Here is a 25489-nt window from a genome sequence, read left to right on the forward strand (position 1 = left end):
GTCTTTAAAGAGAGAAATGCTGCACGAGATTTGATTTATTGATAATAAACACAGGAGTTTCCATGCAATTTCAAGCCCGCGCCTCTGAACCCGTCTCTTTCTCTACCCCCTGTCTTCTGCTTCCTGTTTTCAAGCAGCACTCGGAAAATCCGCGCCAAACCGACAGCTTTCAAAAAATCGATTCAGCTCTGGACGGGTTATTGACACGTTTGATCGAACAGGGAGATTTCAAGGCAGAGGTGGGCCAAACGCTGCTCCTTCCCGAACCCAAAGGAATCAGTGCCGAAAGGCTGTTGTTGATAGGACTGGGGGATGTTGACTCGTTTTCCGAACCCAAATTGCGTGAAGCCTTTACCAGTGCTTTCACAGCGGCAAGCCAACTTTCCGTCAAGGAAATCGCCGCTGAGCTGACTGATCCTCTATTGGATGATCGTGAGCCAGAGTGGCAGGCACGGCTCAGCGCTGAATCAGCGTTGAAGGCCACATATCGCTATACCGCAGGAAAGAGCCAGCCTCCCGCAGCGATAGCACTTAAATCGCTGACACTGCTGATTGATAGCTCTTTGGATGAAAAACGTATAGAAGCCAGCCTGGCCTTGGGCGCCGGTGTCGGTCACGGCATCAATTACGCACGCGAGCTTGCCAACCTGCCTTCCAACATCCTGACGCCCACTTATCTGGCAAATGAAGCTGTTTCCCTCGGGCGGTCCGGTGATTTGAAAGTCACCATACTGGATGAAGAAGCTCTGGAGGAACTGGGTGCCGGCGCCCTATTGGCAGTGGGCAAAGGATCAACAGAACCCTCACGTTTGATCGTGATGGAATACAATGGCGCATCCCCGGAAGAAGCCCCTCACGTCCTGGTAGGTAAAGGTATTACCTTCGACACTGGCGGCATTTCCATCAAACCCAGTGCCAGCATGGATGAAATGCGCTATGACATGGGCGGTGCAGCGAGCGTCATGGGCACCTTCAAGACTCTATTGGAAATCAAACCACGTATTAATGTGGTAGGCATTATTGCTTCTGCCGAAAACATGCCGGATGGAAATGCTCTCAAACCGGGTGATGTTATCCGTACCCTTAAGGGGCTGACTGTGGAGGTGTTGAATACGGACGCAGAAGGTCGCTTGGTACTTAGCGATGCGCTCACCTATGCCGAGCGTTTCAAACCTGCCAGCGTGGTCGATATTGCCACACTCACGGGAGCCGTTGTCATTGCCTTGGGTAGTCAGGCATCCGGCCTCTTCAGCAATGATGATGAACTGGCGGAAGCATTGCTCGAAGCGGCCGATGAATCATGGGATCGTGCATGGCAGCTGCCCCTGTGGGATGAATATCAGTCTCTACTGGATTCCGACTTCGCCGATCTCGCCAACATCGGCGGGCGCGCTGCAGGCTCGATCACCGCAGCGTGCTTTCTCTCCCGCTTCGCAACCGAATACCCCTGGGCACACTTGGACGTGGCGGCAACCGCATGGAATGGCCGCAAGGGAGCCACAGGCCGTCCGGTAGGCCTGCTCACGCAATATCTTTTCGATCGTGAAGCTGAATCGCTGGATGAAGATCAACTCGGCCCATTGGAGGAGGTCTAATGTCTACTGTCACAGATCACCCTGTTATCCTCATCACCGGTGCCTCACGGGGCATCGGTGCAGCAACAGCGCATCTTGCTGGCATGCGCGGGTATGCAGTTGTGATTAACTACCGCTCACAGGCTGAAAAAGCACAGGCTATCGTTGAAGAAATTACTCAATCCGGAGGAATAGCATTGGCCGTACAGGCTGATGTTAGTCTGGAGGAAGATATTCTGAGACTATTCTCAACCATCGATCACCATTTTGGTCGACTGGATGTGTTGGTCAACAATGCCGGTATCGTTGATAACAAAAGCCGTGTTGATGAAATGAGTTATCAACGTATTGAACGCATGATGCGCATCAATGTTGTAGGCCCCATGGTGTGTGCACGTGAAGCCGTAAAGCGCATGTCGACGCATCATGGAGGCAACGGCGGCGCTATCGTGAATATCTCGTCGGCCGCAGCACATCGTGGTGGCTCCAATGAGTACGTCGATTATGCGGCCTCAAAAGGTGCAATCGACACCTTCAGTGAAGGGCTGGCAAAGGAAGTGGCTGCAGAGGGCATCAGGGTTAACACCCTGCGCCCCGGTGTCATTGAAACAGAGATTCATGCCTCTGGTGGCAACCCTGACAAACCCAGTCTATCAGCGCAACGCATTCCCATGGGAAGAGCGGGAAAGGCCGAGGAAATCGCCAATGGCATACTATGGTTGGCCTCTGCGGAAGCTTCATTTGCAACCGGCGCGGTACTCGATATTGATGGAGGCGTATAGCTGACATTCTATTCTGGCTGATCTGGGCAAACAGGTACTCTTTTTGATGGTTTTATAAAAGAGGCTTGTTTTGCCCCTCTGCTCTCTTCTCCGATACGCCTATTCAATAAGTCACTTCTGCCCTCTTTCGCCTCCCTCTTGAGCCTTTTCACTTCGCCTGAATCTTTTACTCCGTTCTCCATCAAACCTTTATACCGACAAGTTAAGGTTGGGAACCCGAAACGGCCATCCATTGACATCTCTGGCAAAGATACCCCTCCCCAATCCCCATTATGGCAAAAGAGTAAAAACAAACGGATCGTCTCCGATATTCGTTCGCGTGTTACCTCCAAAATCAATTGATACCCGAACCAATCCGTATTTCTTCATTCTGGAGAAAAAAATTTGGAACCCATTTGCAACAATTGGTAACTCATTCCATGTAAACAAAAAATTCTACTCGAGATCGACCCTTGAAAACCCGATCTCGAATGATTCAAGTCATGCAGCTTTGATTCTTTCAACTCTACTTAACTTGTACATTTATATTGACTGGGAGAGGCATTATGGTTGACTCGATTTCCTCCAACTATTCCGGAGTAGGATATTCATCTGCTGCTGACACAAGTGGCTCACAAGAAACAACTGAAAGTGCCAGCCGCCAACTCGAAGGCTATTTCGAAGGCAAGGGACAATCGACTTTTACTCTGAATGATTTGAAAGACCTTGCTGCCAATAAAGGTGGCAATGTCCCCAAAGACATTCAACAAGCGGCTTCATTTTTGAGCAATTCGGATAATGCCCCGGTATGGAGCGCTATTGAGCAGCATGACGTTCCCAATCAGAAGGATAATCTTTCCAGTTTATCCAATTTGGATTGGGCTGCACATGGTGGGCTAGAGGGTTCATCAGCACAGCTACAGGCACAGGAAAATGAGCAGAGTTCCCTGCTGAAAGAACTTCAAGGACTACAGACCCAACTAAATAATGTAGGCACCAATCAAAGCCCTTCCATTCAGTCTACCAGTCAAACATTGCTGTCATATCTACAGGGTAAAGGGCAAGACGTTTTTGACACCAGTGATCTACAAAACATGGCAGATAATAAAGGCGGTTCAGTGCCTAAGGATGTACAACAAGCGGCACAATACTATCTGAATCACCCTGGTGTATGGTCAGCGGTTGAGACACATGACGTTGCAGGTGCAGATGGAAAATCCGGACTTGGCAATCTGGAATTTGCCGCGGATGGAGGGTTCAACAACTCATCAGTGCAGCAATCAGCCAATCAGCAGGACAAAAATCAGATCAACGAGAAAATCTCACAGGCCAATAAGCAGCTACAACAGGTTTCTTACGATATTGCCAATGGCGGCACGACAAGCGTTGATCCTTATCTCAACAGCGATAACACATCCAATACACCTGCTAACAATACCAGCACAACAACGACTACATCGACCACAACGTCTACCGGCTCAAGTGCTGGCACACAATCCTCTCAAATAGCTTCGCTCGAGCAGGAAATGCAAAACATTATGCAGCAAATCGAGCAGCTTGAAAGCATTAGTGGCATTGGCACTTCGAATACCAGTGTATAAATATCACTAGTTCTGCGATGACTTGATAGGGGCTCTAATATATAGAGCCCCCTTCTCGTTTATTCCTATCCTTTTTTTCATCAGTAATCCTTTGTTACAAAACCTTAACCTTTGTTCAGTATCATTAATTTTAATGATGCATTACTTTTTAAAAAGCTAGCCATACTCATATTTATTCGCTATCGTTAACATTAAGATAAAATTAAAAAAGGGAATAACACCTGCATTCAACACACACTCTGGATTGACATAAGATTGAAGATAAGAGAGAGGATATGTAGATGTTGCTACAAGACTTAACTAAAAATAAGAATAAAACGCACTCCATATTATGGTTAGGAAATTACCAATTCAACTCCATTTGTCCCTCAAATAATAATTGTTCTATATATCGAACAATATCGCTATTATATATACCAAACGTTATTATATACCGACCACATAAAAATAAGACAAAGACTCAGGATCGTGGGGAAAATGCTCCCCAAGTACCAACGGATGCACACCTTGAAATTGAAAATATACAACGAAAGAATCGTCTACTACTGGATAAGTTTTTGTCCTGTGGTTGCAGTAAGCTTGAAAACACGATTCGCAGAAAAATAAACCACAATGACGATGCTGAGGATATTATCCAGCAGACTTACATGGAAGCATGGCGCTGCAAGGATCGTTTTGAAGGTAATTCAAAACCTGAGACGTGGATGTGCGGGATTGCTTGCAATATCATAAAAAAATATATAAAAGAACGTCGAAAGCATATTACTGAAAATATCGATGATATTAATGAGATCCTCTATAACTCAGACCCATGCTTGGAATTTTATAATCCTTCAGACATTGTTGAGCAAACTCAGGAATTTGAAAAAATAAGAAAGCAGCTTGAGAAAATGCCTAAAAACATGAAGGAAATAATTGAGACCCGGCTTGACAGTGATGACAATTATTATGAAACAGCAGAAAAATTAAATATTGCTGTTGGCACAGTGAGATCACGACTTTCACGAGCCCGTGAAAAGCTACGGGACCTACAACGCATCAATCCGGTGTAAAGCGGCTGATAATAACTTGTAACCATGCTGTATAAATTCATTTATACAGCCTTCTCCTTTTTTCTGCTCATGAATAACATTGTGAATCACAATGTTATTCTGATCATCCATGGTCAGTAGACAATCATGTATATCATTGGACTGTTGAAAGATCTCCTTGGCCATCTCTACTGCTAACAACGAAGGGTAGTGTCGTTGATACAGCTTCATTCTAAATTGCAAATCCCCCAAACAGGAAAGCTCTATGGCTGCCGAAGGCGACCATAGAACCCGTATACCTCGTTCTGCCTTATCAATGAATTGTGCCTGATTATCAACCCGGTACAGCATTTCTTACTGCTCCGCCACATTAATGAGGCACATAGACTCGATCCCAATCGGTGGATTGTTTGGCTTGCTGTTGGGTTGACATGGAGGGAGCCCACCAGATCACCATGGAGTTGGCTGTATTATGTGGATCATGACACTCAAGAGCAGTGCATTGAGGTGCTGAAGCACACCCATTCAAAATCATGGAAATTGTCACCAATAGGGTGGCCGCAAGACATCCCTTTATGTATCTCATGAGCCACTCCCGCCATGATTAGAAATAGTGGTATTCAGGGGAGTATTGACCTGCCCCTCATTCGTAAGCAGAGTAGGTCTGACATGCATGCCCGGAGGCAAGGGCTGATGATGGCGCAAAGCCACAAATACCTCTGTTTCTGCATGTCCATCTACCCAAATATGTGGCCATGCTGAAACTGCCAACGTCATTGGCCCAAAACAGTTCACCTCGGAGAAGCGTTGCTGATGGTCTGTTTTGTTTCTGACAGCGAATACTTCCATATCAAAATCCGGCCCCCTGTAATATTCAACACGTTGACGTTGAACATCGAACACATTGGTTGAACGACATGTGTTCTCTTCAGCTGCCGTGGGAACCCTATTACTAAAGCCTTGTGGCACCCAACCTGCTGCGAACTCAGGCATCACGGTACGCAATTTGTTACGCTGGATAACATCGCCTTGCTGACGCTGAGCGATTTCATCCATCATATGATTGACTCCCCAACGCTCGGAGGGTGGCAGATACTGGCTCGGATCAACCTGGGTGCCTACAATACTGGGAGTGAGTATAAAGAGGCGAACACGATTGTCGGCCGTACTTTCATTGGAAGAAAAAAGTAAATTACCAAGAATGGGAATATAACCCAATATCGGAACGCGTCTACGACGATGCGTATCTTCTTCAGCCTGAAACCCTCCAATCACCAGGGAGCGTTTTTCCCCTATTACCGCTTGGGTATCCACATTGGCATCACTGACTTCAGGTGTTCCGGAATTGATGGATGAGTTCTGCAAACTCCCATCCTCAACATTAACATCAAGCTGTATGGCATTTCTGTGATGATCGATCACTTGTTTCGTATTGGGCATGATGACATGAGGCACTACCTTCAACATTGTGCCCGCCGTCACAGGCAGGATATCGGCTACACGCTCACCTGTTGCCGTAATGTAATCCGTCTTGCTTAGATCAATGACAGCTGCCTGATTATCAAGCGTCATGATAGACGGATTCGCGATAATACGAGCTTCACCCTCCCCTTCCAAAGCTCTCAGCCGTGCAAAGAAGTTATCGTAATTCTGAATGAAAACCGTAGAACTGGCGCCTGCGGGAATCATGTCACTGCCAAGCGCGCTGTTACCACTACTGACTTGCCAATCAGATGACAGTGCGCCCATCTGATTTCTATCAATATCTACAATGACGGCATTGATATTGATGAGGTCACGGGGGACATCCAATTGATTGATGACCCTTTGGTAAAAGGGGCGACGTGCAGGATCGTCATAAATCAACACAGCATTATCACGGATATCAGCAGTCACAGGAATTGCGTCCATTTGCGCATTGATATTACTCAATTCCTGTTGGTCGTCAGGACTTTCCTCGTTCGCAAGCGAATTACGCATGGAATTCAGCGTTGTAGAAGAAGGGATAGTATTCATTCCTGACTTATTACCGTTGTCGGTAAGGTTACTGTACTGAATGGGCCTGTCTTCATCCGGATTGAGAAGTGCATTCAGAATACTGGCCATCCCAGGGATAGTCAGTGTCTGTTGTCGATAGCTGATAATTCTGTCACCTGCCTGCGCATAATGAAGCGGGAACACCATGATTCGCTTGTTGGCGTCATCAGACGCAGAATTATCAGTAGTGTTCCCCTCATTCGCAAAGTGCTGAATCTGGGAAATATAGCTGGGAGGCCCAGTCACCAGCACCACATTATCATCAGGAAGCTCCCCCCAACCAAAATTGTGATCGTACAAGCCAATATCGGACATGGCCTGCCGGAAGTTGGACATGGTTTGGGATGAAACCTTTATTCTTGACGAAGTGGCCGCTGATAGAGGGCTGATATAAAGAACATTATTATAGACATACCACTGCAACTGATATTGAGTCGCCAGGCGATTCAGAACATCAACGGCATTGTCGGCCTGAAAGTTTCCATTCACGCTTTCCGATAGATTGCCGCTGGCGCGTAACGTTACCCCGAATGTCTGTGCAAAATCATTCAATACATCATGCAGAGGCGTATTGGAAGCATTGTATTCATACGGCGTATCATGCCAGGCATCGGGCACATCACCATAGGAAGGCGCGGATGCAAGTACACTCCCCAATATGAAGAGGGATATAATCGCCAACCATTTGACGCGTGTGAATCTTCCCATCGAATGGTATCTGCCCACTAAATCCAGCATTCTGTTGTTGTTACCTACTTTGATCAAAACATGATTCCCGCATTATTCATTATTGGATAGCCAACGCTTGAATTCATCCCTGACATCAAGAATCCTGCCAAGAACGGAAATCAATTCTGACCGGCGTTGCGGTTCCACATACCGTAACAACCACCAACAATTATCATCCGGATTGATACAGGGAATTATTTTCAGCGGAATGACAACATGGCTGAACTGACCAAGCACTCTATCGATCCGATCGCCTTCGCTGTCTACCCCTGTTCCCGCATGCAAGACAATCCCTTTATCGGATTGACAGAAGACCACAGGTAACCCATCACACGTAAGCTCTACATCTTGCGTGCCCAGGTTCTCCAGATGATCGAGCAGTTGGCGAGAAATATCAGGAGATGGAGTCAATGACCTTGCCAGCAATGTTGTGCGATGCCTCAATCTGAGTCGTGACTGCAAACTCAGCCCCTGCACTTTTTCGAACCAATTGATCGAAAAAAAGAGCATCCTGAGGTGTGCCATTATTTGTTAGTGCAGCCTCGTCCATTTGCTCCATCATGTCATCAAGACGATTGTCCATTTTTTTTTCGATCTTGGTATCCGGAAACATTTTAACCCCCGATAATAAAGAAAAGACCTCTGCCTAAGTGATAGTGCCAATTTCTGCTATTTGGTTCCAATAAAATAATTTTTTTCAACTTACCAGTTTGTCGGACACTTCGTATATATCATCGCCCAGTGAATCTTCAAGCTCTCGAAGTATCTTGTAGAGCGTTGCCACACCACGCAATGTTTCGCGTGGGATGGTCTCTCCTACATTGGCGGGATACATAGCGCGTGCCAGTCGAATGCTTTGCAATACAGGAATATTTCTTTTTTTAGCCTCTGCGATCATTTCGAGGGCACCCGCCTCTTCCCCTTTTCCGATAATCACTGGCAGGGGTATTTCCTCAGGCTTGTAGGAAAGTGCTACAGCCACATGGGTAGGGTTAACCACAAGCATATCAGCATTTTCAACATTCTCTGTTTTCGTCGGGGGAGGCGTGTTTAATATTTCCTGCCTGAATCTACTCTGCGCATATAATGTCTCAGGATTACCATTGGTATCTTTCATTTCCCTCTTGATGTCCTGAATACTCATTTTCATTTTTTTGGCGAAGAGCGCCCGCTGAATTTTCAGATCGGCAAAAGACAGAAGAATCAGTACAGCGAACGTTGCATAAAGCACATGTCTAAAAACTGACATGGACCCTTCCCAAAAACCGTATACGTTCGTGTGGGTCAAGTTGAATAAACCGGGGATAAGTGGCACTAGCATGATATAAACAATGCAGGCAATGAACGTCACTTTTACTACATTCAGCAGCATCGTGATCAATGCTTTAGTGGAAAACTTTTCCTTAATGTTGGTAACAGGATCAAGCTTTTTGAAATTGGGTTTTAGACTTTCTGTTGAAAATAGAAAACCGAATTGGATCCACCCCCCTGCCAAGCGCAAAATAACAGCAACAGCCGCCGTGATCAGCATGAAATAAAGGACATTATGGACGAGCGTCGTTGTCACCGAATCCAATGCATGTGCAAAAGAGCCATTCATGTTTTGTATGGGATCCAACAACATGGCATTGAAATGTTTAAGGCTGGTAGCCGACATATCCAGAGCGACTTCACCCAGCCCCATGAGAATAAATAATTTGGGGATATCCTGACTCTGCGCGACTTGCCCTTTTTTGCGCTCCTCCCGAAGCTTTTTAGGCGTTGCTTTTTCTGTCTTTTCGCCTGTACCGTCATCTGCCATGTCCAGTGCCTCCGTTCATCAGAGCGATCATGGGTGAATACCAATGATATGCGACAGAAAATAGGGAAGATTCTGCATCTCACTAATACGCTGAGTGATCAAGCCAGTGAGGGTCGGAAGATATAACACCAGAATCACAAAACCAATAACGCTTTTCAAAGGGCTGGAAAGTACAAATACATTGAGTTGGGAAGCAAAGATATTCATCACACCCATGCCAAAATCGATGAATATCAGAAGAGTCACAAATGGAGCGGCATAAAGGATCATGTCATGCAAAGTTGTATTCAGCACATCCAGAAACTGATCATAGCCACCAGGCGCAATATGAGGAAACCATAACGTTGCTGGCCATAACTGATAACTATCCCATATCAGTCGGACGATGCCATAAAAACCAAGTCCAATCACCATCAAATAGACCGTCAGGTCCCTAAAGGTACGACCACTGGGAGTATCGCTGGGGCCATAATTGGGATTGATTTGCCCCCCCATCAGGGCGCCGCGCTGGCTATCAAATAATGCTCCTACCGATTCGAACAGCCAGAAAGGCATGGAAAGGAAAATACCCAGCATCGTACCCAGCAATAGTTCCTTGATAGCGAGGCCGCCCAATGAAACAAGGTCAAGATGCTGCATGATGATGTAGTGCCGAATGCCTGGCGCCGGGAGCAACGCCAGAGCGAAAATAATGCCGTAACGAGGCAATCCTTTTATATACTCGAAACTGAATGCGGGTATCAGTATGAAACAGGGGAACAGACGCGCCATGCCGATACCAATAGCCAATATAAAATTGTAATCCAGCTGCAGCATGGTAGCGATTCCCTTTAGCCTTGCAGGTAACTCATCTGATCGAATGAATTACTCGCAAATTGCATCAGCTCAATCCCCATCCATCTCGCGGTAATCGCTAACGTAATACTGACGGCCAGTAGCTTGATACAAAACGGCAGTGTCGTATCCTGAATGGACATCATGCCCTGAATGAGGGAAACCAATACGCCGCTTACTACTGCAGCAAGAAGAGGTGCTGCACACAATAGAATGACCAGTACCATGCCATGCTTGAAGATTGCTAATGGATCCATTTCCTTCTCCTAATGATAGGAATAGAACAGGCTATCCAGCAAATGTGTCCACCCACTGACCATAACAAACAAAAGAACCTTCAGCGGAAGCGAAATTGTCATTGGTGACACCATCTGCATACCCAGCGCCAATAATAAATTGGATACAATCAGGTCAATAACTGTAAACGGGATATAGACCAAAAAGCCTGCTTCGAAGCCTTTCTGTAGTTCCGATAGAACAAAGGAAGGTAAAATAATAAATACACTGTTCTGACGCATGTGTTGCGTCATTGTGGGGGGCCACATTCGCTGAGCCATGGCGTGCATATGCGCAATCATGTCTGGCGTCGTATTGCGCTGCATGAAATCAGTCAGAGGGGATAGATTATGTTCCAGCTGCTGCTCGATTTGAGCCCCTGGCTGAGTCGTATCAATAGGCGTATGCTGGAAATTATTGGATATCGCATACCCTACCGGTGCCATTACGAAAATAGTCGCCGCCAGAGCCACACTGTAGATGGCCATATTGGGCGGAACCTGCTGAACTCCCAATGCACTTCGAGCCATCATAAGCACGATGGATATCTTGAGAAACGAAGTACTAACGATCATTAGAAGAGGGATCAGTGACCCTGCTGCAAGAATGGCAAGCAGTGCAATAACATTGGTATCCTGCACACTAATCCCCTGAATCCAGCTGCCGAATCTGCAATCCAAGCCTGCCATCTACACTGACAAGTTCCCCCGAGGCCAATGGGCGTTCACCATAGTAAAGAGTGGCCTCCCCCGGTGTCACACCCTCCAACGTCAGTACATTACCTACCTGCAGATTTTTCAATTCCTCTAATGTCAGCTCAAGAGAACCACAACGGACAGTCAGCGGTAATATCAGATCATCAAAAGGTTGAGGTGCCTGTCCTGCATCGTGTTCCACGCTGTTTATTTCATTGGATAGGCCATCAGCAAACGACGATTCATCGTACGTTGTTTCCTGCCCTGTCATCCGGTCAGTATGACCTGTTTCAGGAATGTTGACTGACCCCGCTGGCTGTTGCGTATTCATGTCGTGTTCTCTCTGGTCGATAATCACTAACGACGTCCCCGTATCGCTAAAACGAACATGTAAAAATTGCCTTTCAGCGACGAGATGTCCAACGCCACTGGTATCAAAATACAATGTTTGAGGACAGATTAAATCACCTGTCTTGAGCGACTGAAGATTCTTTTCCGATAATGCAACTTTGCCAATGATAACGGGTAACCGAAGAGCAAAATCATCAGGCAGTGAAGTTGAAATCGTTTCCCAGTTTCCCTCGGATAGCAGGCTGACAAGGGTGTTGCAATCCATTTCAAGAAGTCCATCGACACTCCGCCCTTCGCGGGTAATCGTCAACGTTAACTTGATGGGAGAGGCGAAGATATCCGCCACGGACGCAGGCCTTATATCGCCAAAAAGTGATTTAACCTGCGCATCAAGAAAGGCATTGTAAACACCCCAAAACCAATCCGAGTCATCAGGCAACGAGTCCCCAAGTGTCACTGGGCACTCACTCACCATCCCTAACAAGGGACTGGCGTTACTTAATTGAATGACACCCTGGCGAATCTGCCACAGAAAAGGAACATCATGCGTAGCCTGGATCTCATTGGCAACAGGCTCCAGCAGAATGGACATCTCCCCCTGAGCGACATTGGCTTTCCTACCTTTTCCCAATAATGTTCTGGCCTGTTGTTCCAGCGTAGAAACATTCTCGAACGCAAGCGGGGTGATAGTCATGACAGGTCAAATTCACTTTTTTGTATGGTAAGAGACACGTTCTCTTCCAGATCATTACTCAATCGCTCTTTACATTCGTTTGCATATTGCTTCAACAAGAAATGAGTCGATTCCTTCTCAGCGGTCAATTGTAAATGTCTGCTCGATGCCTGTTTTCGCGACCTGACGCGCACCCGACCAAATTTGGGCAATAGGATATCAACAGAGAATTCAGCAAAATTTTCAGCCAATAACTCGGGACCAAGTACATCCGCCAAAGAGGATGCAATTTCTACCATTGGCTCGTTTTGCGCGGTGAACAAGGCAAAACTCTCGGGAGAAACATGTTCAGTCGCATGATGTGATCCAGTTTCACTTGCTTCTGACAAAATTGCATTGAAAATAAAACCATCATTGACCAGAGCATCATTGATCACATTATCAGCAGCGGTATGACATGCTTTTTCATTACTCCCGCGCACCTCAGATCCAGCAGGAAGATCAATGCGCGACCGTAAAGAACCACGACGAGAGGAAACCTCATTATACTGTGACAATCCCCTCCTTTGCGGGGCTGAAGACGGATGTTTATGGTCATGAGAGTCATGGACTACAGACTGATGAGTGGATGCCACAGGGATGGATGAATTTTTCATAATCCATCCTCGCTCATCAGCTTTTGTAATTCTGATATTTTTTCGACGCTTTTTTTCTGCTTTTTCAACAGTGCATTGGCAGATTCAAGCGCTTCGGACAACCTACCGCGATGATCTTTCAATTGATTCAAAATATCATGGGAATGATTGACGTCATTGATCAGTGACTGTTCCAACCTGTTCCATTCACGCAGGTTATCAGCGGCCATGGGCCTACCAACGAACGATTGTTCCAGGTCTTCCCGTTTGTGCATACACTGTTCGTGAGCCGCTAAAAGCTGTTGTTGAGAGTTTACTATTTTCTTTTTCAACTCATCCAAATGCATCTGTGCAAGATTACACTGACGCTGAGTCTGCCGTTCACGAAACTGGCGAATTGAATGAAGTGCGGTCAATTCATCATTGAACATTGGCGGTCAACTCCGATAGCTGGTGCAGTGTATTTTCAAGAGGGCTGGGAGCCCGAGAAGCCTGCCGCAAAAAAGCCATGACATCACTACGACTATTGACAGCAAGGTCTGTCAGGGGCTGATGACCAGGGCGGTATTCTCCCAGCTTAACCATCAATTCCACATCTTCGTAGGCCGATAGCAATTGCCGCAACCGGTACGCCACGGTCAAATGCGCGTCATCGGCGACGTTACTTTGGGTTCTCGATAGACTGCCAAGCACGTTGATAGCCGGGTAATGTCCTTGATCTGCCAATTTCCGCGAAAGAACGATATGTCCATCAATCAAGGATCTCACCTCATCGGCAACGGGATCATTCATGGAATCCTGTTCGATAAGCACTGTGTAGATCGCACTGATGGCACCGTTTGAATCCAGCCCCGCACGTTCCAACAGGCGAGGCAACATACTGTAGACCGACGGCGGGAGTCCACCTCTTCCAAGAGGCTCACCTGCAGCAAGGCCGATTTCACGTTGGGCACGGGCATAGCGTGTTAATGAATCAATCAGTAACAGGACATGCTTGCCTCTGCGGCGAAAATCTTCTGCAATGGCAGTTGCAGTGAATGCGGCGCGTGAACGTTCCATACTGGAGCGATCAGAAGTGGCACATACCACGATGGATTTAGCTCTTAATGCTTCATCCAGTTCGTAATCAAGAAACTCCCTAAGTTCTCGACCACGTTCCCCCACCATCCCGAATACAATGACATCACAATCAACGTTACGAGCTATCTCGGCAATGAGCGTCGTTTTCCCACATCCTGCGCCCGCGAAGATACCGACTCGCTGCCCTTTACCCAAGGTAAGGGGGCCATCCAAAGCCCGAATTCCTGTGAGGAGCTTTTCAGTAATACGCGGACGGCTACTGGGTACCTGAACGGCGTTGATCACATCCACTGATGATTTTGCCGCGCGTGTGGCAAAGGCACTGACACCGTTACCATCCAAAGGCCGCCCGAAACCATCCAGTACAGTTCCAAGCAATGCATCGGAGACACTCACGCGATGGGCATGCCCCAGAGGTTCTACCAGATTCCCTAGCTGCACGCCTTCTATTCCACCGAGTGCACTCAGGACGGCCTCTTGTTGATTGAATCCGATGACTTCTGCCAGCACATGCTTACCATCATGAAGCGCAATCTTGCAAAGCTCTCCAATAGTGGCACCAGGAAGACTACTCTTGACCAGAATGCCGTTAACCTCACGGACCCTTCCAAAGGTTTTCAATGGGGAAACGTTGCCTATTTGCTCAAGACATCGTTCTCTCCATGTGCGCAGGCGCTGTTGTGTTGTATTCATTTTACCAGTGCACCTCGTATTGTTGTTCTCCGCTCTGGAAGTTCACTGTACTGGCAGTGACAGAGACGAGTTTCACACCCTTGTAGGTATCGCCCTGATACATCCGATGCCCCGTATCCAACACTACTTGGGGATCTGAACCGCCTACAATCTGGCGAATACCAAATGGCAGGCGGGTGCTGATGGGTGTAGTACGATTCTCAATATGTGCGGGAGTATGATATTGCATGCTGAATGTCGTGAGCATGCGGGAAAGAATCCCCTGCTGTTCGCCGTCTACCGAGCCGGTTAGCTGAATATCATTTCCTTTTCTATTTACCTTTACAGATTGATCAATATCACGCTCGGCCAGCATATATTCCAGATGTTGAGCCGCATTTTCCGGAGAAAGTGTCAGCTTGCTCACAGGAGAGGCTGCATTCTCATAGGCATTGTTTGAAAAATCGCTTTGTCCGCGGGTAAAAAAACTCCATAGCAAAATACCGAGAATGGCAATCACAAAGAGGGATGCCACAATAGTGACCCACAATGTGCGCTCGTTCATCCTGCTCAGAAATGCGGGTTTTGACACCCCCCGCCCGCTGGACAATCGCCCTTCCATCCAGGGCAGCAATCCTTGTTTTATTGGCCCGCTTTTGCTTTTGGCCGAAGTCAGGTGTGTCATGGCCCCTTCTTCCGGCCATGCGGCATCGGCGGACATAATGCAAAGCCAGACCCCGCCGGCACATAGCGGGACACCCGTTTCTATTACACCTTCTCCGGGCAAACTGTTTTTGGCTCCATCCAGGAGAGTGGCTGAGCCCTGCATTTCATAGCACCATTGATTGGCCCAATATATAAACAGTTGGCTGGCAGCAAAGCCTGAATCAAACAGGACCAGATCAACGTCCTTGCCTGCGCCAATGGACCAGTTTTCTCCCACCAGCGGCAACATGGCCCCCTGATGAGTACCACTCAGAATTCTTAGCTCAAACATGTATAGCCAAAGACCCCACCACTGTAGTCGTTACAACCGTTGGTACGGCATTTTCAATGATGGATACCCCCGAAATACCAGAGATAACAGTGTGTGACATCATACCCATGGTATTAGCAACCACCTTACCTTCCTTATGCACTTTGAGCTTGCTCATCTTTCGTGATATCCATCCGGCCTACTACTTCAATTGGGGTCACCTTGGATATTTCAGCAAAGGAAAGGACAGCCACATGGTTAAAATCACCCGCAATCAGGTCACGCAACGGAGCCCGTATATCCTGCGCAACCATGAGGACACTTTTGGGTCTCCGTGAAGCCCCAAAGACTTTGGAAAGATGGTTTGTCAGCCTAAGTGCATGTTCATGCTCCAACTGCAGGAACGTCCCCGTTTGTGTCTGACGCAATGACTCTCTCAAAAGCTCTTCAGTTTCTGAGTTAAGAATATGAATGTTAAGAACACCGTCATGCTGAAAATAGTCGAAGATCTGGTCTCGCAGAGCAATACGTGCATAATCTGCCAGCGCTGTTACATCCTTTTCGTATTGCCCATGCTCACATAATGCTTCAGCAATCAATTGCGTTGCCCGCAAAGGGATCCGCTCATTCACCAACCGCTGGAATATGCTACACAGCCGGGCAAGTGGAATAAGACGTTGCAGCTCTTGAGCAAGCTCCGGCTTTTGCATTTCCAGCCATTTCGAAATTATCATTGTTTCCCGCATACCGAAGAAACGCGATGCATTGCTGAACATGACTTCTTCAACACGATCCACGATCATCTCTTCACTGGTAGAAACAACGACGTTTTCATGACTGACCAGTGCATCTTCCTGAGGAACCCAGATCAGGTGGCTTTCCCCCCTGTCGGCACGACCTTCGGTGAAGCTCATGGGCTGAACGGGTAGTGGTCCTCTCCTCAATGCAACCATTGTGTTGGTTAACGTAGCCTTCATCACAGGCACTTCATGGATGCAAAACCGCAGCTCATCCTCTTCCAGCGCTGTAGTACATTCCACTTTCAGGTTGGGAATAACCATCCCAATACTGGTCACCATCAAATTACGACGTTTTCGTATCGCCTGCATGATAGGGGCTGTAATTTCCTGCCCTGCATAGCTGGCAGGCAATTGCACCAACAACTCTCTGGAAAGATCGAACGTCTTGATATCCTGAAAGCCATTCTCTGCAGGCGCGATTTCCGGCGGAAGCACTTCCTGCTGATTCATTTCACGGGCCTTGTGCCGATACTGATACCAGCCTCCCACGGCGGCCAGAGCACTCATGAAAAGAAATACGATAGTAGGCATGCCAGGAATCAATGCAAATACGACCATACCAAGGGCAGCCACAAACCAGGCACGTGGTTCACGGCTCATTTGCAAAATGACATCACGCCCTACATTGGAAGCACCTTCTTCGCCATCTTCATCCTGAGCTATGCGTGTCGTGATCATACCGGCTGTCAGGGAAATAAGGAGTGCCGGAATCTGGGAAACCATGCCATCACCAATACTCAACACTGAATAAACCGCAAGCGCTTCAGTGATGGGCATTCCTTTTTGCAACATACCAATAGCAAGACCAGCAATAAGATTGATCGCCACAATGATGAGGCTAGCGATAGCATCCCCTTTGACAAACTTGAGTGCCCCATCCATGGCACCAAACATCTGGCTCTCTTTTACCAATTCTCCACGTTTGGCACGCGCCTGTTCCTGAGAGATCAGACCTGCACGCAGGTCACTTTCGATGGACATCTGTTTGCCCGGCATGCCGTCTAGCGTAAAACGCGCGGAGACCTCCGCCACACGCTCAGACCCTTTGGTGATGACGAGGAAATTGACAACAGCAATAATAAGGAAAATGACCAATCCGACGGCCAGATTCCCGCGTACAACAAAGTGACCAAAAGAACTGATAACCGCCCCACCGTCTGCATAAAGCAAAATCAATCGCGTCGCCGAAATTGAGAGTGCCAGGCGAAACATGGTGGTAAGAAGCAAAACGGAAGGAAAACTGGAAAAGGCCAGTGGCCTCGGAAGGAATAGAGAAATCGTAATCATCAGGCAAGCAATACAGATATTGATTGCAATCAGAGCATCCAGTAGCCAGGTCGGCAAGGGAATGATAATCATGAAGACCACGGCCAGAACGAATCCGGCGGCAATCAATTCGGAACGCTTTCCTACGTTTCTCAAGAGTGCATTTAGTTTCAATGATAATTCACCCATGAGTAATACCTCTTGCTACAGATTGTGACAATGTTGGCAAGGCATTACGCGGCACCTTCGACGTCAGTAACCCCATGACGGTAAGTAACATTGTCATATCATTCTGACGATCGGATTCCGTTTTCCACATCACTAGTGGCAGACGACGAAAGAGCGTAATCAGGTAATTGAATATACTCATGCGATGCCGATAGGCTCCCTGATTTCCCCCGATACTAATGTAGAGAGACTTGATGGAATCTCCACTCAATCCCTCATCGATCATCTCAAGAATACGTTGCAAGAGGGCCGAAGCAGTGGGTTTATCATTAATCTGCATGAAAGAGATTAACTCATGACAGCCACGCCATGCATTTACCAGTCGAATAGACGTACTGATGACAAGAAAATCCAGCTGCTGGCTATATAACGCTTGTCGAGCACCCAACGACTGTTCACCGAGCCTGCGGTTGAGTTCGTGTCGGAGTTCTTTAAAGCCGGTGGGCAAACCGCTATCTCCCAAAAACTTTATCATCGCCCCCAAAAGATTTTTGGAGGAGGCATCCCCCCATAGCTTGTCATGGAAAAAACCACGAAGTTCCTGCTGCGAAGATGTTTGTGCATGATTCTCTACTAGATCATTGCACGAGACCTGCGAGCCATATTGAGAGAGAAGTAGACGCGAATAAGCCTGACGCTTTTTACGATCTTCTTCATCGCCCTCTTCTTGTGCAAGCACATCCGCCAGCAATGCGGCATCGCCACCCGTCTCTTCCAAAAGCTCATCAATACTGGCACCCGCACTGATTTTTATCTTCAGCTTGTTGGACAACGTTTTCAGATTACGAGAGCCCATGCGTCCCAATTGGATCCCACTGGTAGGGCCAAGAGAAAGGGGCTGATTGGAGGGAAGTATGTTGATATCGCGCTGTGCCAGGGAAGTGCGCGGAATACGACCGGGCTCGATGGCAGATTCGGCCTCCCACGCTCCGAGCAGGGCATTGCCCACCGCTTCGTCCTCTGGTAAAGCCGCGAGGGATTCCGACTCCACAAGACTGGTGTGGAGTGTAAGTACACTACTCAATGGCATTGGAGCAGATGAGAAAGAATCCATGGCAACACCTTCGATTAAATCGATCAGGCTTAAATAGATGTTAGTGCCTCTGATCGGAAGAACGGTTCCATCCTATTAATACTTTTTGTCTTTTTTATGACGTCCTACTTAAAACCATACAGAAATCCAGCATCTTTCCAACCATATCGACTCCTCATTCACTCCTGCACATTGGCAGTCTGGATACTTGCCAAAACAGCGTCGCAGAATGCTTTCCACGAAATATCCACTTGCCCAAAATCCGTCGCCATTCTTAATGCGTCGACCGACAACGAATCATCCTCGGCAACTGAAAAAAGATGGCTGCCTATTTTCCTGACAACCTCATTGACGTCACTATAAACCGTCGGGTGGCAGTAAAGAACCAGATCGGCAGAGGGGACATGCCTGGATGACAACTCCCTGATCATGGAAAGCATACGTGTCGGCATATCAACATCACGCATAAGCTGGCTCAGAACAGTAATCACCACGTCGGTTGCATACTGTTCAACATTCGCGACAATGTTGACCTGCTGATTTTTCAGCGATTGCATGACATTGATCACCTGTCGGGAAAACACCTGCTCGAATTCCTCATGCAATCGATCACTTTCAGCCTTTGCTGTAGCGAGTATCTGCTCTGCCTCTTCTTGTGCTGACTGGCGAATATCTTCCAGAACACCGCTCTCAAGAAGATCTTCACGCCTTATATAAGCAGGAACAAGCCCGTCACCAGAAGGGGAGAGATTCAAATGTCTTTTAACAAACATATATATCCATGATCATGAATAGGCAGGCGGTCATTCTGTACCCAATACACGCCAGATCAATGATTCCCAAAAAATACGCAATTGCCTTTTGCTCGGTTCTTCTGCAGGAACGAGAGACTCCAGAGACGCAACATGCTCACGAGGAAGAACAAGCCGAACACGCTCCCAGGCAGGCTCATTCAACCATAACTTCAGCAGAAAGAAAGGATCATCCCCTTCATTCAACCAGCGCCCGGGTCTAACCCCCTTGGCAAAACGCTCACACCAGATACGTTGCCCCTCGGACAGAGGGGAGGGTTTGGAGGGAGAACATACCGCCAAACTCAGGTGGTGTAGATGTGTCCACTCTTCTGAATTCATATTGACCAAACGCAATACCAGATTATTGGGTTGGTCAGGAAAGTAGGGTGTAATGTCAAATGCGCGAAGAAAGCTGTTCGGACTCACCGTACGCAGAGTTTCCAACTGAGCCGCATCCAGAGCTTTGAGCAAGGGAGGCCACCACTCCTCCAGCGCCTTCTCCCATGGGGTCGCCCACCAATTGATCCAGTCCAGTTCACGCATTGCCTTCCATAGACCTCATTTTGCCCGGAAAATTACCCGCCTCTTTATTTCACTCATCTTTAACCTGAACAGTGTATGGCACTAGAACGTCAATACGCTCACTATGACCACAATTGCTATTACCACACCCAATCCTACCCACAACCAGATACTTCCATGACCATGAGCCGGCGGTGCATGCACAGATGCGTTACTGTTTTTTTCCTGTTGATTCAATATTGAAATCGGATCAGCCTTGACAAACACGACCGAAAGATTGCGATTTCCATCAGAAATTCCGGGAATGCTGGTAGCCACCAATTGTAAAATCTGAGGGCGGAGTACATCAGGATCCAGGGGCGAACGATACTTTATAAACACTGAAGCTGAGGCGGGTTCAATAGGTTGACCGGGAGCCGCCTGTTGAGGAAGAACAACCTGTACACGGGCCGTAACAACACCATCAATCTGATCCAGTGTTGATTCCAGCTGCTGTGAAAGTGCGTATATGTAACGCGCCTTTTCATCGAAAGGCGTCGACATGATGCCATCCTGCTGGAACATGCTACCCAGATCTACGGATTCTTTTCTGGGCAATCCATAGGCATTGAGTATTTGAACCGCCTGTTGAACACTGCCCGAAGGAATGGTTACCGCGATGCTACTTCCCTGTTGCTCACGCTCAGCATTGATGCCATGGCTTTCAAGCGCGGCAACGATGTCGTTGGCATTGTTTTCGTCCAGATGGCTATAGAGCGGATAACGTCCACTGCAAGCAGACAAGCCTGCCAGCAACAGGAATGACAGCACATACAGAAACAACTTCCTCATCCTGCACACCGCTCCATTACTGCATATTGGTCAGTTTATCGATGCCCTTCACGCCATCGCCTACCATTTTGGCCAATAACCGTGATTGCAGATCAAATGAAGAGACTTTACGCATGCTATCGACAATCTGAGCCGGGGTAGTGCCTAGTGACGCCTTTTGCAAGCTGGCTTCTGCTTCTTTGGAGGAATCATTAAAGGAGTCCAGCATGGCAGTGATCGCATTGCCTTTGCCAGTACCAGAAACAGACGGAGTGGCAGCACTCTCTTGTGGAGAAAGAGGACCGTCCAATTGTTGCTTGAAAAAATCAACATCACTGGAAGCGGGCGCCAAGGGGCGTCCATCCATCCCCTCTTCCACCACATCACTTAATTGTGACTGAGGGTTGATGCCTTGTGTCAATGCTGCATCCAATGGATTAATAGCCATAATTACTCCAGAAAGTGAAAAAGCCGCCATCGAAGAATCGATAGCGACCCAAAGCCAATTATCCGACTGACAATAGCATCGTCAGTGAATTAGTAGCTGATACTCTGGTCAGCTTTAGTGACAGCACTAAACGCCTTGTTATTATCAGTCATTTGTTCGGTCATAATGGCTTGTTCAGCCTGCTGCTTCTGTAGCTGAGCAGAATTTTGAGCCTGCTCGATCGTGGTAGCTTCGTTCTCTTGCTGAATACCCTGGAGGGCCGCTTTAAATCCAGCACCGGTTGCAGATACGTCTGACATAGTTATTACTCCTGTTTATATCAACACATTAAGAACTTGACAGGAACTGATAGCACATTAGCAAGCCTGTCCATGTAATAAAACCCAAATAAGACCAAATGCAAGTCATCAGCAAATTCGGGAAATATTAATCGTTCACTTCACCACTCATCACACACATCGCAGCATATTATTGCGAAAATACTAACGTACCGCGATTGCACTTCTATTACTCACCCTTGTGAAAAGCTGACAGCAATTGGTCCAGGTTGGCTTCACTAGAGATTTCATTAGAATGCCCTGGAGCAATATCATCACGAAAAGCTGTCAACAACTGATCCAGGTTAGCTTGACTGGAGATTTCATTAGAATGCCCTGGGGCAATATCACCACGAACAGATTCAGCAAGTGGCGCTAGTGACGGCTCCTTGAGCTCGGGAAACCTGGGAAACGGCTGTGCTGACACATCGACCGGCCCCTTCGCCTGCAAATGGGGCGGTTTCATTGTTCCAACTAAACTGGAAAGATCCGGAGATGCATGTTTATCTTTTTTATCATCGCTGGCTGAAGTTAAATATGAGATGGTATCGCCTATGATATCTGCTCGACTATCGCCTTTGTAGATTCTGTAGGCATCATTGATAACATTATACCTGTTGGCCTCATCTCCACCAGAGAACCCATAATGCTGACTGAATTTGTGGAGAAGTTCCCCCATCCCTGCAGGAATTTTCATTACATTTCACCTAAGCATTTGAAATGATTGGCACCCACTATTTCTTACCCAAAACAAACACTCAGTTAGCTGCAACCGGGTCTACAGAGGCACTTTCATTCGCAATGAATCTTAAATCAACCCACTGCGAGCACCACCCAAGTAGACCCAGGATATGTAGCGGAGCCGAGTTTAGTAACTGATGCTTTGGTCAGCTTTAGTGACAGCACTAAACGCTTTGTTGTTATCGGTCATTTGTTCAGTCATGATGGCCTGCTCAGCCTGCTGCTTCTGCAGCTGAGCAGAGTTTTGAGCCTGCTCGATTGTGGTGGCTTCGTTCTCTTGCTGAATGCCCTGAAGGGCCGCTTTAAATCCAGCACCAGTTGCAGATACGTCTGACATGATCGTTACTCCTGTTTAAGATGATATAATGGGTTTATTAACCCAGCACTCAACGAACGTTATCTTCAATTACACTTTTATACCCAATCAACTGAAAACAAATTATATTCAGACTTCAGTTGAAGTAGTGGTAGTCGTGGTGGTTGTGGTAGTCGTGGTGGTTGAACTCTGACCACCATTGGTGGCCAACAATGGCTCATGAGGCGCTCCACCAAGATTCGGCCCAATAACAGGACCGGGGCCTTGTGGACCATTCAATATTCCTGCCAGCCCACCCTCGTTATGATGCGGCTGATTCAATAATGGCAAGTTTGAATCAATATCTTTGGGGACACCAAATGAACCAGAATTCGCTGGAATATTAATTATGCCCTGCGCCTCTGGATTATTCTGGATCGGCAAAGAGGCCAGCCCGTCAGTCTGAGAGAGCTGCTGATTGGAGGAATCCGTATTTGCTGAGGCCTTGTCAGCATTATTAGAGTCACCAAAAAGTGCCTCCAAAGCAGTGATATCACTTAGAATCTTGCCAACAGTATCTTGATTATCAGCGGTTCCGCCTGCAGACTGACTGGAATTACCAGAGTTACCAGCTGCATCATTTGACGACCCATTCGAGGAAGTGCTGTCTGTAGCAGAATTACCATCGAGAAAATCACGAATTTCATTCACTGCATTGATAGCAGACCCAACCGTATCGGCAGCATCTCCTACCTCTCCCCACCCTTTTTGAAGTGATCCGAAAAGCGCTCCCAGCCCAGAAAGAGAACCAGAACTATCTGAACCACTCTCTTCAGCACTTGAAGTAGGTGCTTCACTGGATCCATGAGTTGTTGAAGGTTTGCTACCACTCACTCCAGCGCCTTCCGATTCACTTTCACTGGCAGGTGAAGCACTAACCTCAACGCCACTACCACTGGCTTTCGGCTCTTCTGCCTCTGGCTCTGCTTTCGTTTTTGGAAGCGCCTCTGGTTCATCAGCATGATGATGGTGATGAACATGAAAATGATAATGTTCAATTGTCACGATGGAGTCCTCTCCGATGTTTAGAAATTGTTTTACATCAACAATAGGATCGTCATTAAAGCCTTCACTCGTATTATGTGAGTGCCATCTATCCAGATACGGTTCCATTCTTTTTGGCGTTACAATATGAACAGCTTTAACCAGGTTCGAATCAAGGCGGTCATATCCAACAATAACCATCCTATCTTTTCCTTCACTCACACATGCTAAGTGACAGAAGAGCTCCTCACGGTTCCATTTTTTTTCGATAATTATTTTTCCTGCCTTTAATTCAATTGAATGGAACCAATCTACAGAAAAACGCCACACATAAAACATCTCTACCCTGAGAGTCATCATACAAAACGTGAATAAGTCGCCCCTGCGGATGCTTACCTATCAGATAAATGCATCTGTACTACATCGCATTCTTCGGCGTTATTCGTGATCACCGACTCTCTTATTTACAGTGATATTATGAGGAATGTGGTATGGAAAAGATTGATGGATCAGGGACTAATGTTGCCCAGGTACTCCAGCAACTGGAATCGATGTTGCAGCAAATCGAGCAGAAAATTGAAGGTACAGAACAGAGTGGTGGCATTCAGGGTGGGAGTGCATCCAGCATGTTGCCTTCTTCGCCCGACTCCATCAACTTTGATTCCCGGCCAGCCCCCGAGTCGCCCTCATTAATAAATAAAACGGTATCCCCATCACCTACCACGGCATCTGCTGCATCGGCCGCTCCTGCAACAACCGCCAGCAATCAGACATCGCAAGGCAGTATCGGCTCGGGTCCCAATGTTATTCACATCAAGAATACGCAGGACCATGACATTACCATCGGCAAATTCAAGAATGGCGAATCCACGACCGACCCTTCCGCTAAAATCACCATCAAACCTGGCCAAACTGCCAGTGTTCATTATCAAAATGGTGAAGCGGGTGTCGTCAGCCAGGCGAGTGCAAACGGTAAATTCCTGCCGACTGCTAGTCGTCTCGAGTACGAAGCCGATGCCAACGGCAAAATGAAGTTCCCTGACGTGAGCTACATTGATGGACGTAATGCCTCCATCAAAATCAGCGATGGCAAGGGACTGAACAAGGGAGATAACACCAGCATAGCGGCTCAGGCGCCTTCGAATCTGGTGAGCCATGACTCGGCAGGAAATGCCACCATCGCCGGTTGGTACGATGGTTCCACAGCGACGATGAAAGAAGCGGGTGATTTCCTTGAAAATAAATTGGGTATGAACGGTGCCTATATTCATCCCGACGATGATCGCAATAGTGCAGGCAATAATCCGATGAGCGGGACAACATCCAATGAATTATATGCTTCTTTTGGTAATGCGTAAGGCAACTGGAATTGTTTAATAGCCCTATTTCAGTGACAAGCATATTAACCACGGTTTTACAGAATAATAACCCGACGATATTTACAACACGCCCGAGGGTGGCTCAC

At 47.3% G+C, this 25489-nt stretch carries 30 protein-coding genes; 5 read left to right on the forward strand and 25 right to left on the reverse strand.

The annotated features are described in order from the left end of the window. Positions 1-62: 62 nt before the first annotated feature. The 4 genes from LMG33818_RS10565 (at position 63) to LMG33818_RS10580 (ending at position 4988) form a co-directional block, all read left to right on the forward strand. Entirely contained in the window at positions 63-1595 is a 1533-nt protein-coding gene (locus tag LMG33818_RS10565) for a leucyl aminopeptidase (RefSeq protein WP_442323356.1), read from the forward strand. Further along, positions 1595-2356 (forward strand): SDR family oxidoreductase, encoded by a 762-nt coding sequence (locus LMG33818_RS10570; protein WP_442323357.1) that lies wholly within the window; start codon positions 1595-1597, stop codon positions 2354-2356. Before LMG33818_RS10565 ends, LMG33818_RS10570 begins: the two co-directional genes overlap by 1 nt. Before the next feature lie 545 nt (positions 2357-2901). After that, on the forward strand, positions 2902-3936 hold the full coding sequence (locus tag LMG33818_RS10575) for a hypothetical protein (RefSeq protein ID WP_442323358.1): 1035 nt from the start codon (positions 2902-2904) through the stop codon (positions 3934-3936). A 281-nt stretch (positions 3937-4217) separates the two neighbouring features. Continuing rightward, positions 4218-4988 carry an RNA polymerase sigma factor gene (locus LMG33818_RS10580; RefSeq protein WP_442323359.1) on the forward strand — a complete coding sequence of 257 codons (771 nt, stop codon included), beginning with the start codon at positions 4218-4220 and terminating at the stop codon, positions 4986-4988. Here the strand turns inward: LMG33818_RS10580 and LMG33818_RS10585 are convergent. The 25 genes from LMG33818_RS10585 to LMG33818_RS10705 all read right to left on the reverse strand — a co-directional run bounded on the left by LMG33818_RS10585 (position 4965) and on the right by LMG33818_RS10705 (position 24384). Then, positions 4965-5318, reverse strand: a complete 354-nt coding sequence (locus tag LMG33818_RS10585; protein ID WP_442323360.1) for a hypothetical protein — start codon at positions 5316-5318, stop codon at positions 4965-4967. The genes LMG33818_RS10580 and LMG33818_RS10585 overlap by 24 nt on opposite strands. A gap of 19 nt (positions 5319-5337) precedes the next feature. Then, on the reverse strand, positions 5338-5553 hold the full coding sequence (locus LMG33818_RS10590; protein WP_442323361.1) for a hypothetical protein: 216 nt from the start codon (positions 5551-5553) through the stop codon (positions 5338-5340). Beyond that, positions 5550-7712 (reverse strand): type III secretion system outer membrane ring subunit SctC, encoded by a 2163-nt coding sequence (sctC, locus tag LMG33818_RS10595; protein WP_442323362.1) that lies wholly within the window; start codon positions 7710-7712, stop codon positions 5550-5552. The genes LMG33818_RS10590 and sctC overlap by 4 nt, the downstream gene beginning before the upstream one ends. 72 nt (positions 7713-7784) lie before the next feature. Further along, positions 7785-8144: a hypothetical protein gene (locus LMG33818_RS10600; protein ID WP_442323363.1), complete on the reverse strand. Its 360-nt coding sequence runs from the start codon at positions 8142-8144 to the stop codon at positions 7785-7787. Next, positions 8128-8346 (reverse strand): hypothetical protein, encoded by a 219-nt coding sequence (locus tag LMG33818_RS10605; RefSeq protein WP_442323364.1) that lies wholly within the window; start codon positions 8344-8346, stop codon positions 8128-8130. Before LMG33818_RS10605 ends, LMG33818_RS10600 begins: the two co-directional genes overlap by 17 nt. An 84-nt stretch (positions 8347-8430) precedes the next feature. Further along, complete coding sequence (locus tag LMG33818_RS10610) at positions 8431-9534, reverse strand: EscU/YscU/HrcU family type III secretion system export apparatus switch protein (RefSeq protein WP_442323365.1); 1104 nt, start codon at positions 9532-9534, stop codon at positions 8431-8433. A 27-nt stretch (positions 9535-9561) separates the two neighbouring features. Further along, the gene (gene sctT / locus LMG33818_RS10615; RefSeq protein ID WP_442323366.1) at positions 9562-10350 is read right to left on the reverse strand and encodes a type III secretion system export apparatus subunit SctT; all 789 of its coding nucleotides are present in this window, start codon (positions 10348-10350) and stop codon (positions 9562-9564) included. Between the two features lie 14 nt (positions 10351-10364). Further along, positions 10365-10625, reverse strand: a complete 261-nt coding sequence (sctS, locus tag LMG33818_RS10620) for a type III secretion system export apparatus subunit SctS (RefSeq protein WP_442323367.1) — start codon at positions 10623-10625, stop codon at positions 10365-10367. 9 nt (positions 10626-10634) lie between these two features. Continuing rightward, entirely contained in the window at positions 10635-11285 is a 651-nt protein-coding gene (sctR, locus tag LMG33818_RS10625; RefSeq protein WP_442323368.1) for a type III secretion system export apparatus subunit SctR, read from the reverse strand. Between the two features lies 1 nt (position 11286). Beyond that, on the reverse strand, positions 11287-12384 hold the full coding sequence (gene sctQ, locus LMG33818_RS10630) for a type III secretion system cytoplasmic ring protein SctQ (protein ID WP_442323369.1): 1098 nt from the start codon (positions 12382-12384) through the stop codon (positions 11287-11289). Beyond that, the gene (locus tag LMG33818_RS10635) at positions 12381-13019 is read right to left on the reverse strand and encodes a hypothetical protein (protein WP_442323370.1); all 639 of its coding nucleotides are present in this window, start codon (positions 13017-13019) and stop codon (positions 12381-12383) included. Before LMG33818_RS10635 ends, sctQ begins: the two co-directional genes overlap by 4 nt. Beyond that, positions 13016-13429, reverse strand: coding sequence for a type III secretion system stalk subunit SctO (sctO, locus tag LMG33818_RS10640; RefSeq protein WP_442323371.1), 414 nt, complete (start codon positions 13427-13429; stop codon positions 13016-13018). The genes LMG33818_RS10635 and sctO overlap by 4 nt, the downstream gene beginning before the upstream one ends. Next, positions 13419-14771 carry a FliI/YscN family ATPase gene (locus tag LMG33818_RS10645; RefSeq protein WP_442323372.1) on the reverse strand — a complete coding sequence of 451 codons (1353 nt, stop codon included), beginning with the start codon at positions 14769-14771 and terminating at the stop codon, positions 13419-13421. Before LMG33818_RS10645 ends, sctO begins: the two co-directional genes overlap by 11 nt. A gap of 1 nt (position 14772) precedes the next feature. After that, complete coding sequence (locus tag LMG33818_RS10650) at positions 14773-15747, reverse strand: FHA domain-containing protein (RefSeq protein WP_442323373.1); 975 nt, start codon at positions 15745-15747, stop codon at positions 14773-14775. After that, complete coding sequence (locus LMG33818_RS10655; RefSeq protein ID WP_442323374.1) at positions 15740-15904, reverse strand: hypothetical protein; 165 nt, start codon at positions 15902-15904, stop codon at positions 15740-15742. Before LMG33818_RS10655 ends, LMG33818_RS10650 begins: the two co-directional genes overlap by 8 nt. Beyond that, positions 15882-17981 carry a type III secretion system export apparatus subunit SctV gene (sctV, locus tag LMG33818_RS10660; RefSeq protein ID WP_442323375.1) on the reverse strand — a complete coding sequence of 700 codons (2100 nt, stop codon included), beginning with the start codon at positions 17979-17981 and terminating at the stop codon, positions 15882-15884. The genes LMG33818_RS10655 and sctV overlap by 23 nt, the downstream gene beginning before the upstream one ends. Then, positions 17974-19074 (reverse strand): hypothetical protein, encoded by a 1101-nt coding sequence (locus LMG33818_RS10665; protein WP_442323376.1) that lies wholly within the window; start codon positions 19072-19074, stop codon positions 17974-17976. Before LMG33818_RS10665 ends, sctV begins: the two co-directional genes overlap by 8 nt. A gap of 158 nt (positions 19075-19232) precedes the next feature. Further along, positions 19233-19826, reverse strand: a complete 594-nt coding sequence (locus tag LMG33818_RS10670) for an HrpE/YscL family type III secretion apparatus protein (RefSeq protein ID WP_442323377.1) — start codon at positions 19824-19826, stop codon at positions 19233-19235. A gap of 30 nt (positions 19827-19856) precedes the next feature. After that, the gene (locus LMG33818_RS10675; RefSeq protein ID WP_442323378.1) at positions 19857-20390 is read right to left on the reverse strand and encodes a hypothetical protein; all 534 of its coding nucleotides are present in this window, start codon (positions 20388-20390) and stop codon (positions 19857-19859) included. Between the two features lie 81 nt (positions 20391-20471). Continuing rightward, positions 20472-21200, reverse strand: coding sequence for a type III secretion system inner membrane ring lipoprotein SctJ (gene sctJ / locus LMG33818_RS10680; protein WP_442323379.1), 729 nt, complete (start codon positions 21198-21200; stop codon positions 20472-20474). Positions 21201-21216: 16 nt separating this feature from the next. Beyond that, complete coding sequence (locus LMG33818_RS10685) at positions 21217-21627, reverse strand: EscI/YscI/HrpB family type III secretion system inner rod protein (RefSeq protein ID WP_442323380.1); 411 nt, start codon at positions 21625-21627, stop codon at positions 21217-21219. Between the two features lie 89 nt (positions 21628-21716). Continuing rightward, complete coding sequence (locus LMG33818_RS10690) at positions 21717-21926, reverse strand: hypothetical protein (protein WP_442323381.1); 210 nt, start codon at positions 21924-21926, stop codon at positions 21717-21719. 208 nt (positions 21927-22134) lie between these two features. Further along, entirely contained in the window at positions 22135-22641 is a 507-nt protein-coding gene (locus LMG33818_RS10695; RefSeq protein WP_442323382.1) for a hypothetical protein, read from the reverse strand. A 171-nt stretch (positions 22642-22812) separates the two neighbouring features. After that, positions 22813-23022, reverse strand: coding sequence for a hypothetical protein (locus tag LMG33818_RS10700; RefSeq protein WP_442323381.1), 210 nt, complete (start codon positions 23020-23022; stop codon positions 22813-22815). A gap of 108 nt (positions 23023-23130) precedes the next feature. Then, positions 23131-24384 carry a hypothetical protein gene (locus LMG33818_RS10705; RefSeq protein ID WP_442323383.1) on the reverse strand — a complete coding sequence of 418 codons (1254 nt, stop codon included), beginning with the start codon at positions 24382-24384 and terminating at the stop codon, positions 23131-23133. A 131-nt stretch (positions 24385-24515) separates the two neighbouring features. On the opposite strand from LMG33818_RS10705, the gene LMG33818_RS10710 reads away from it, so the two are divergent. After that, on the forward strand, positions 24516-25382 hold the full coding sequence (locus tag LMG33818_RS10710; protein ID WP_442323384.1) for a hypothetical protein: 867 nt from the start codon (positions 24516-24518) through the stop codon (positions 25380-25382). The last annotated feature ends 107 nt before the right edge of the window (positions 25383-25489 follow it).

The sequence above is a fragment of the Cernens ardua genome (assembly GCF_051251085.1).
Classification (GTDB): Bacteria; Pseudomonadota; Gammaproteobacteria; order Pseudomonadales; family Halomonadaceae; genus Cernens; species Cernens ardua.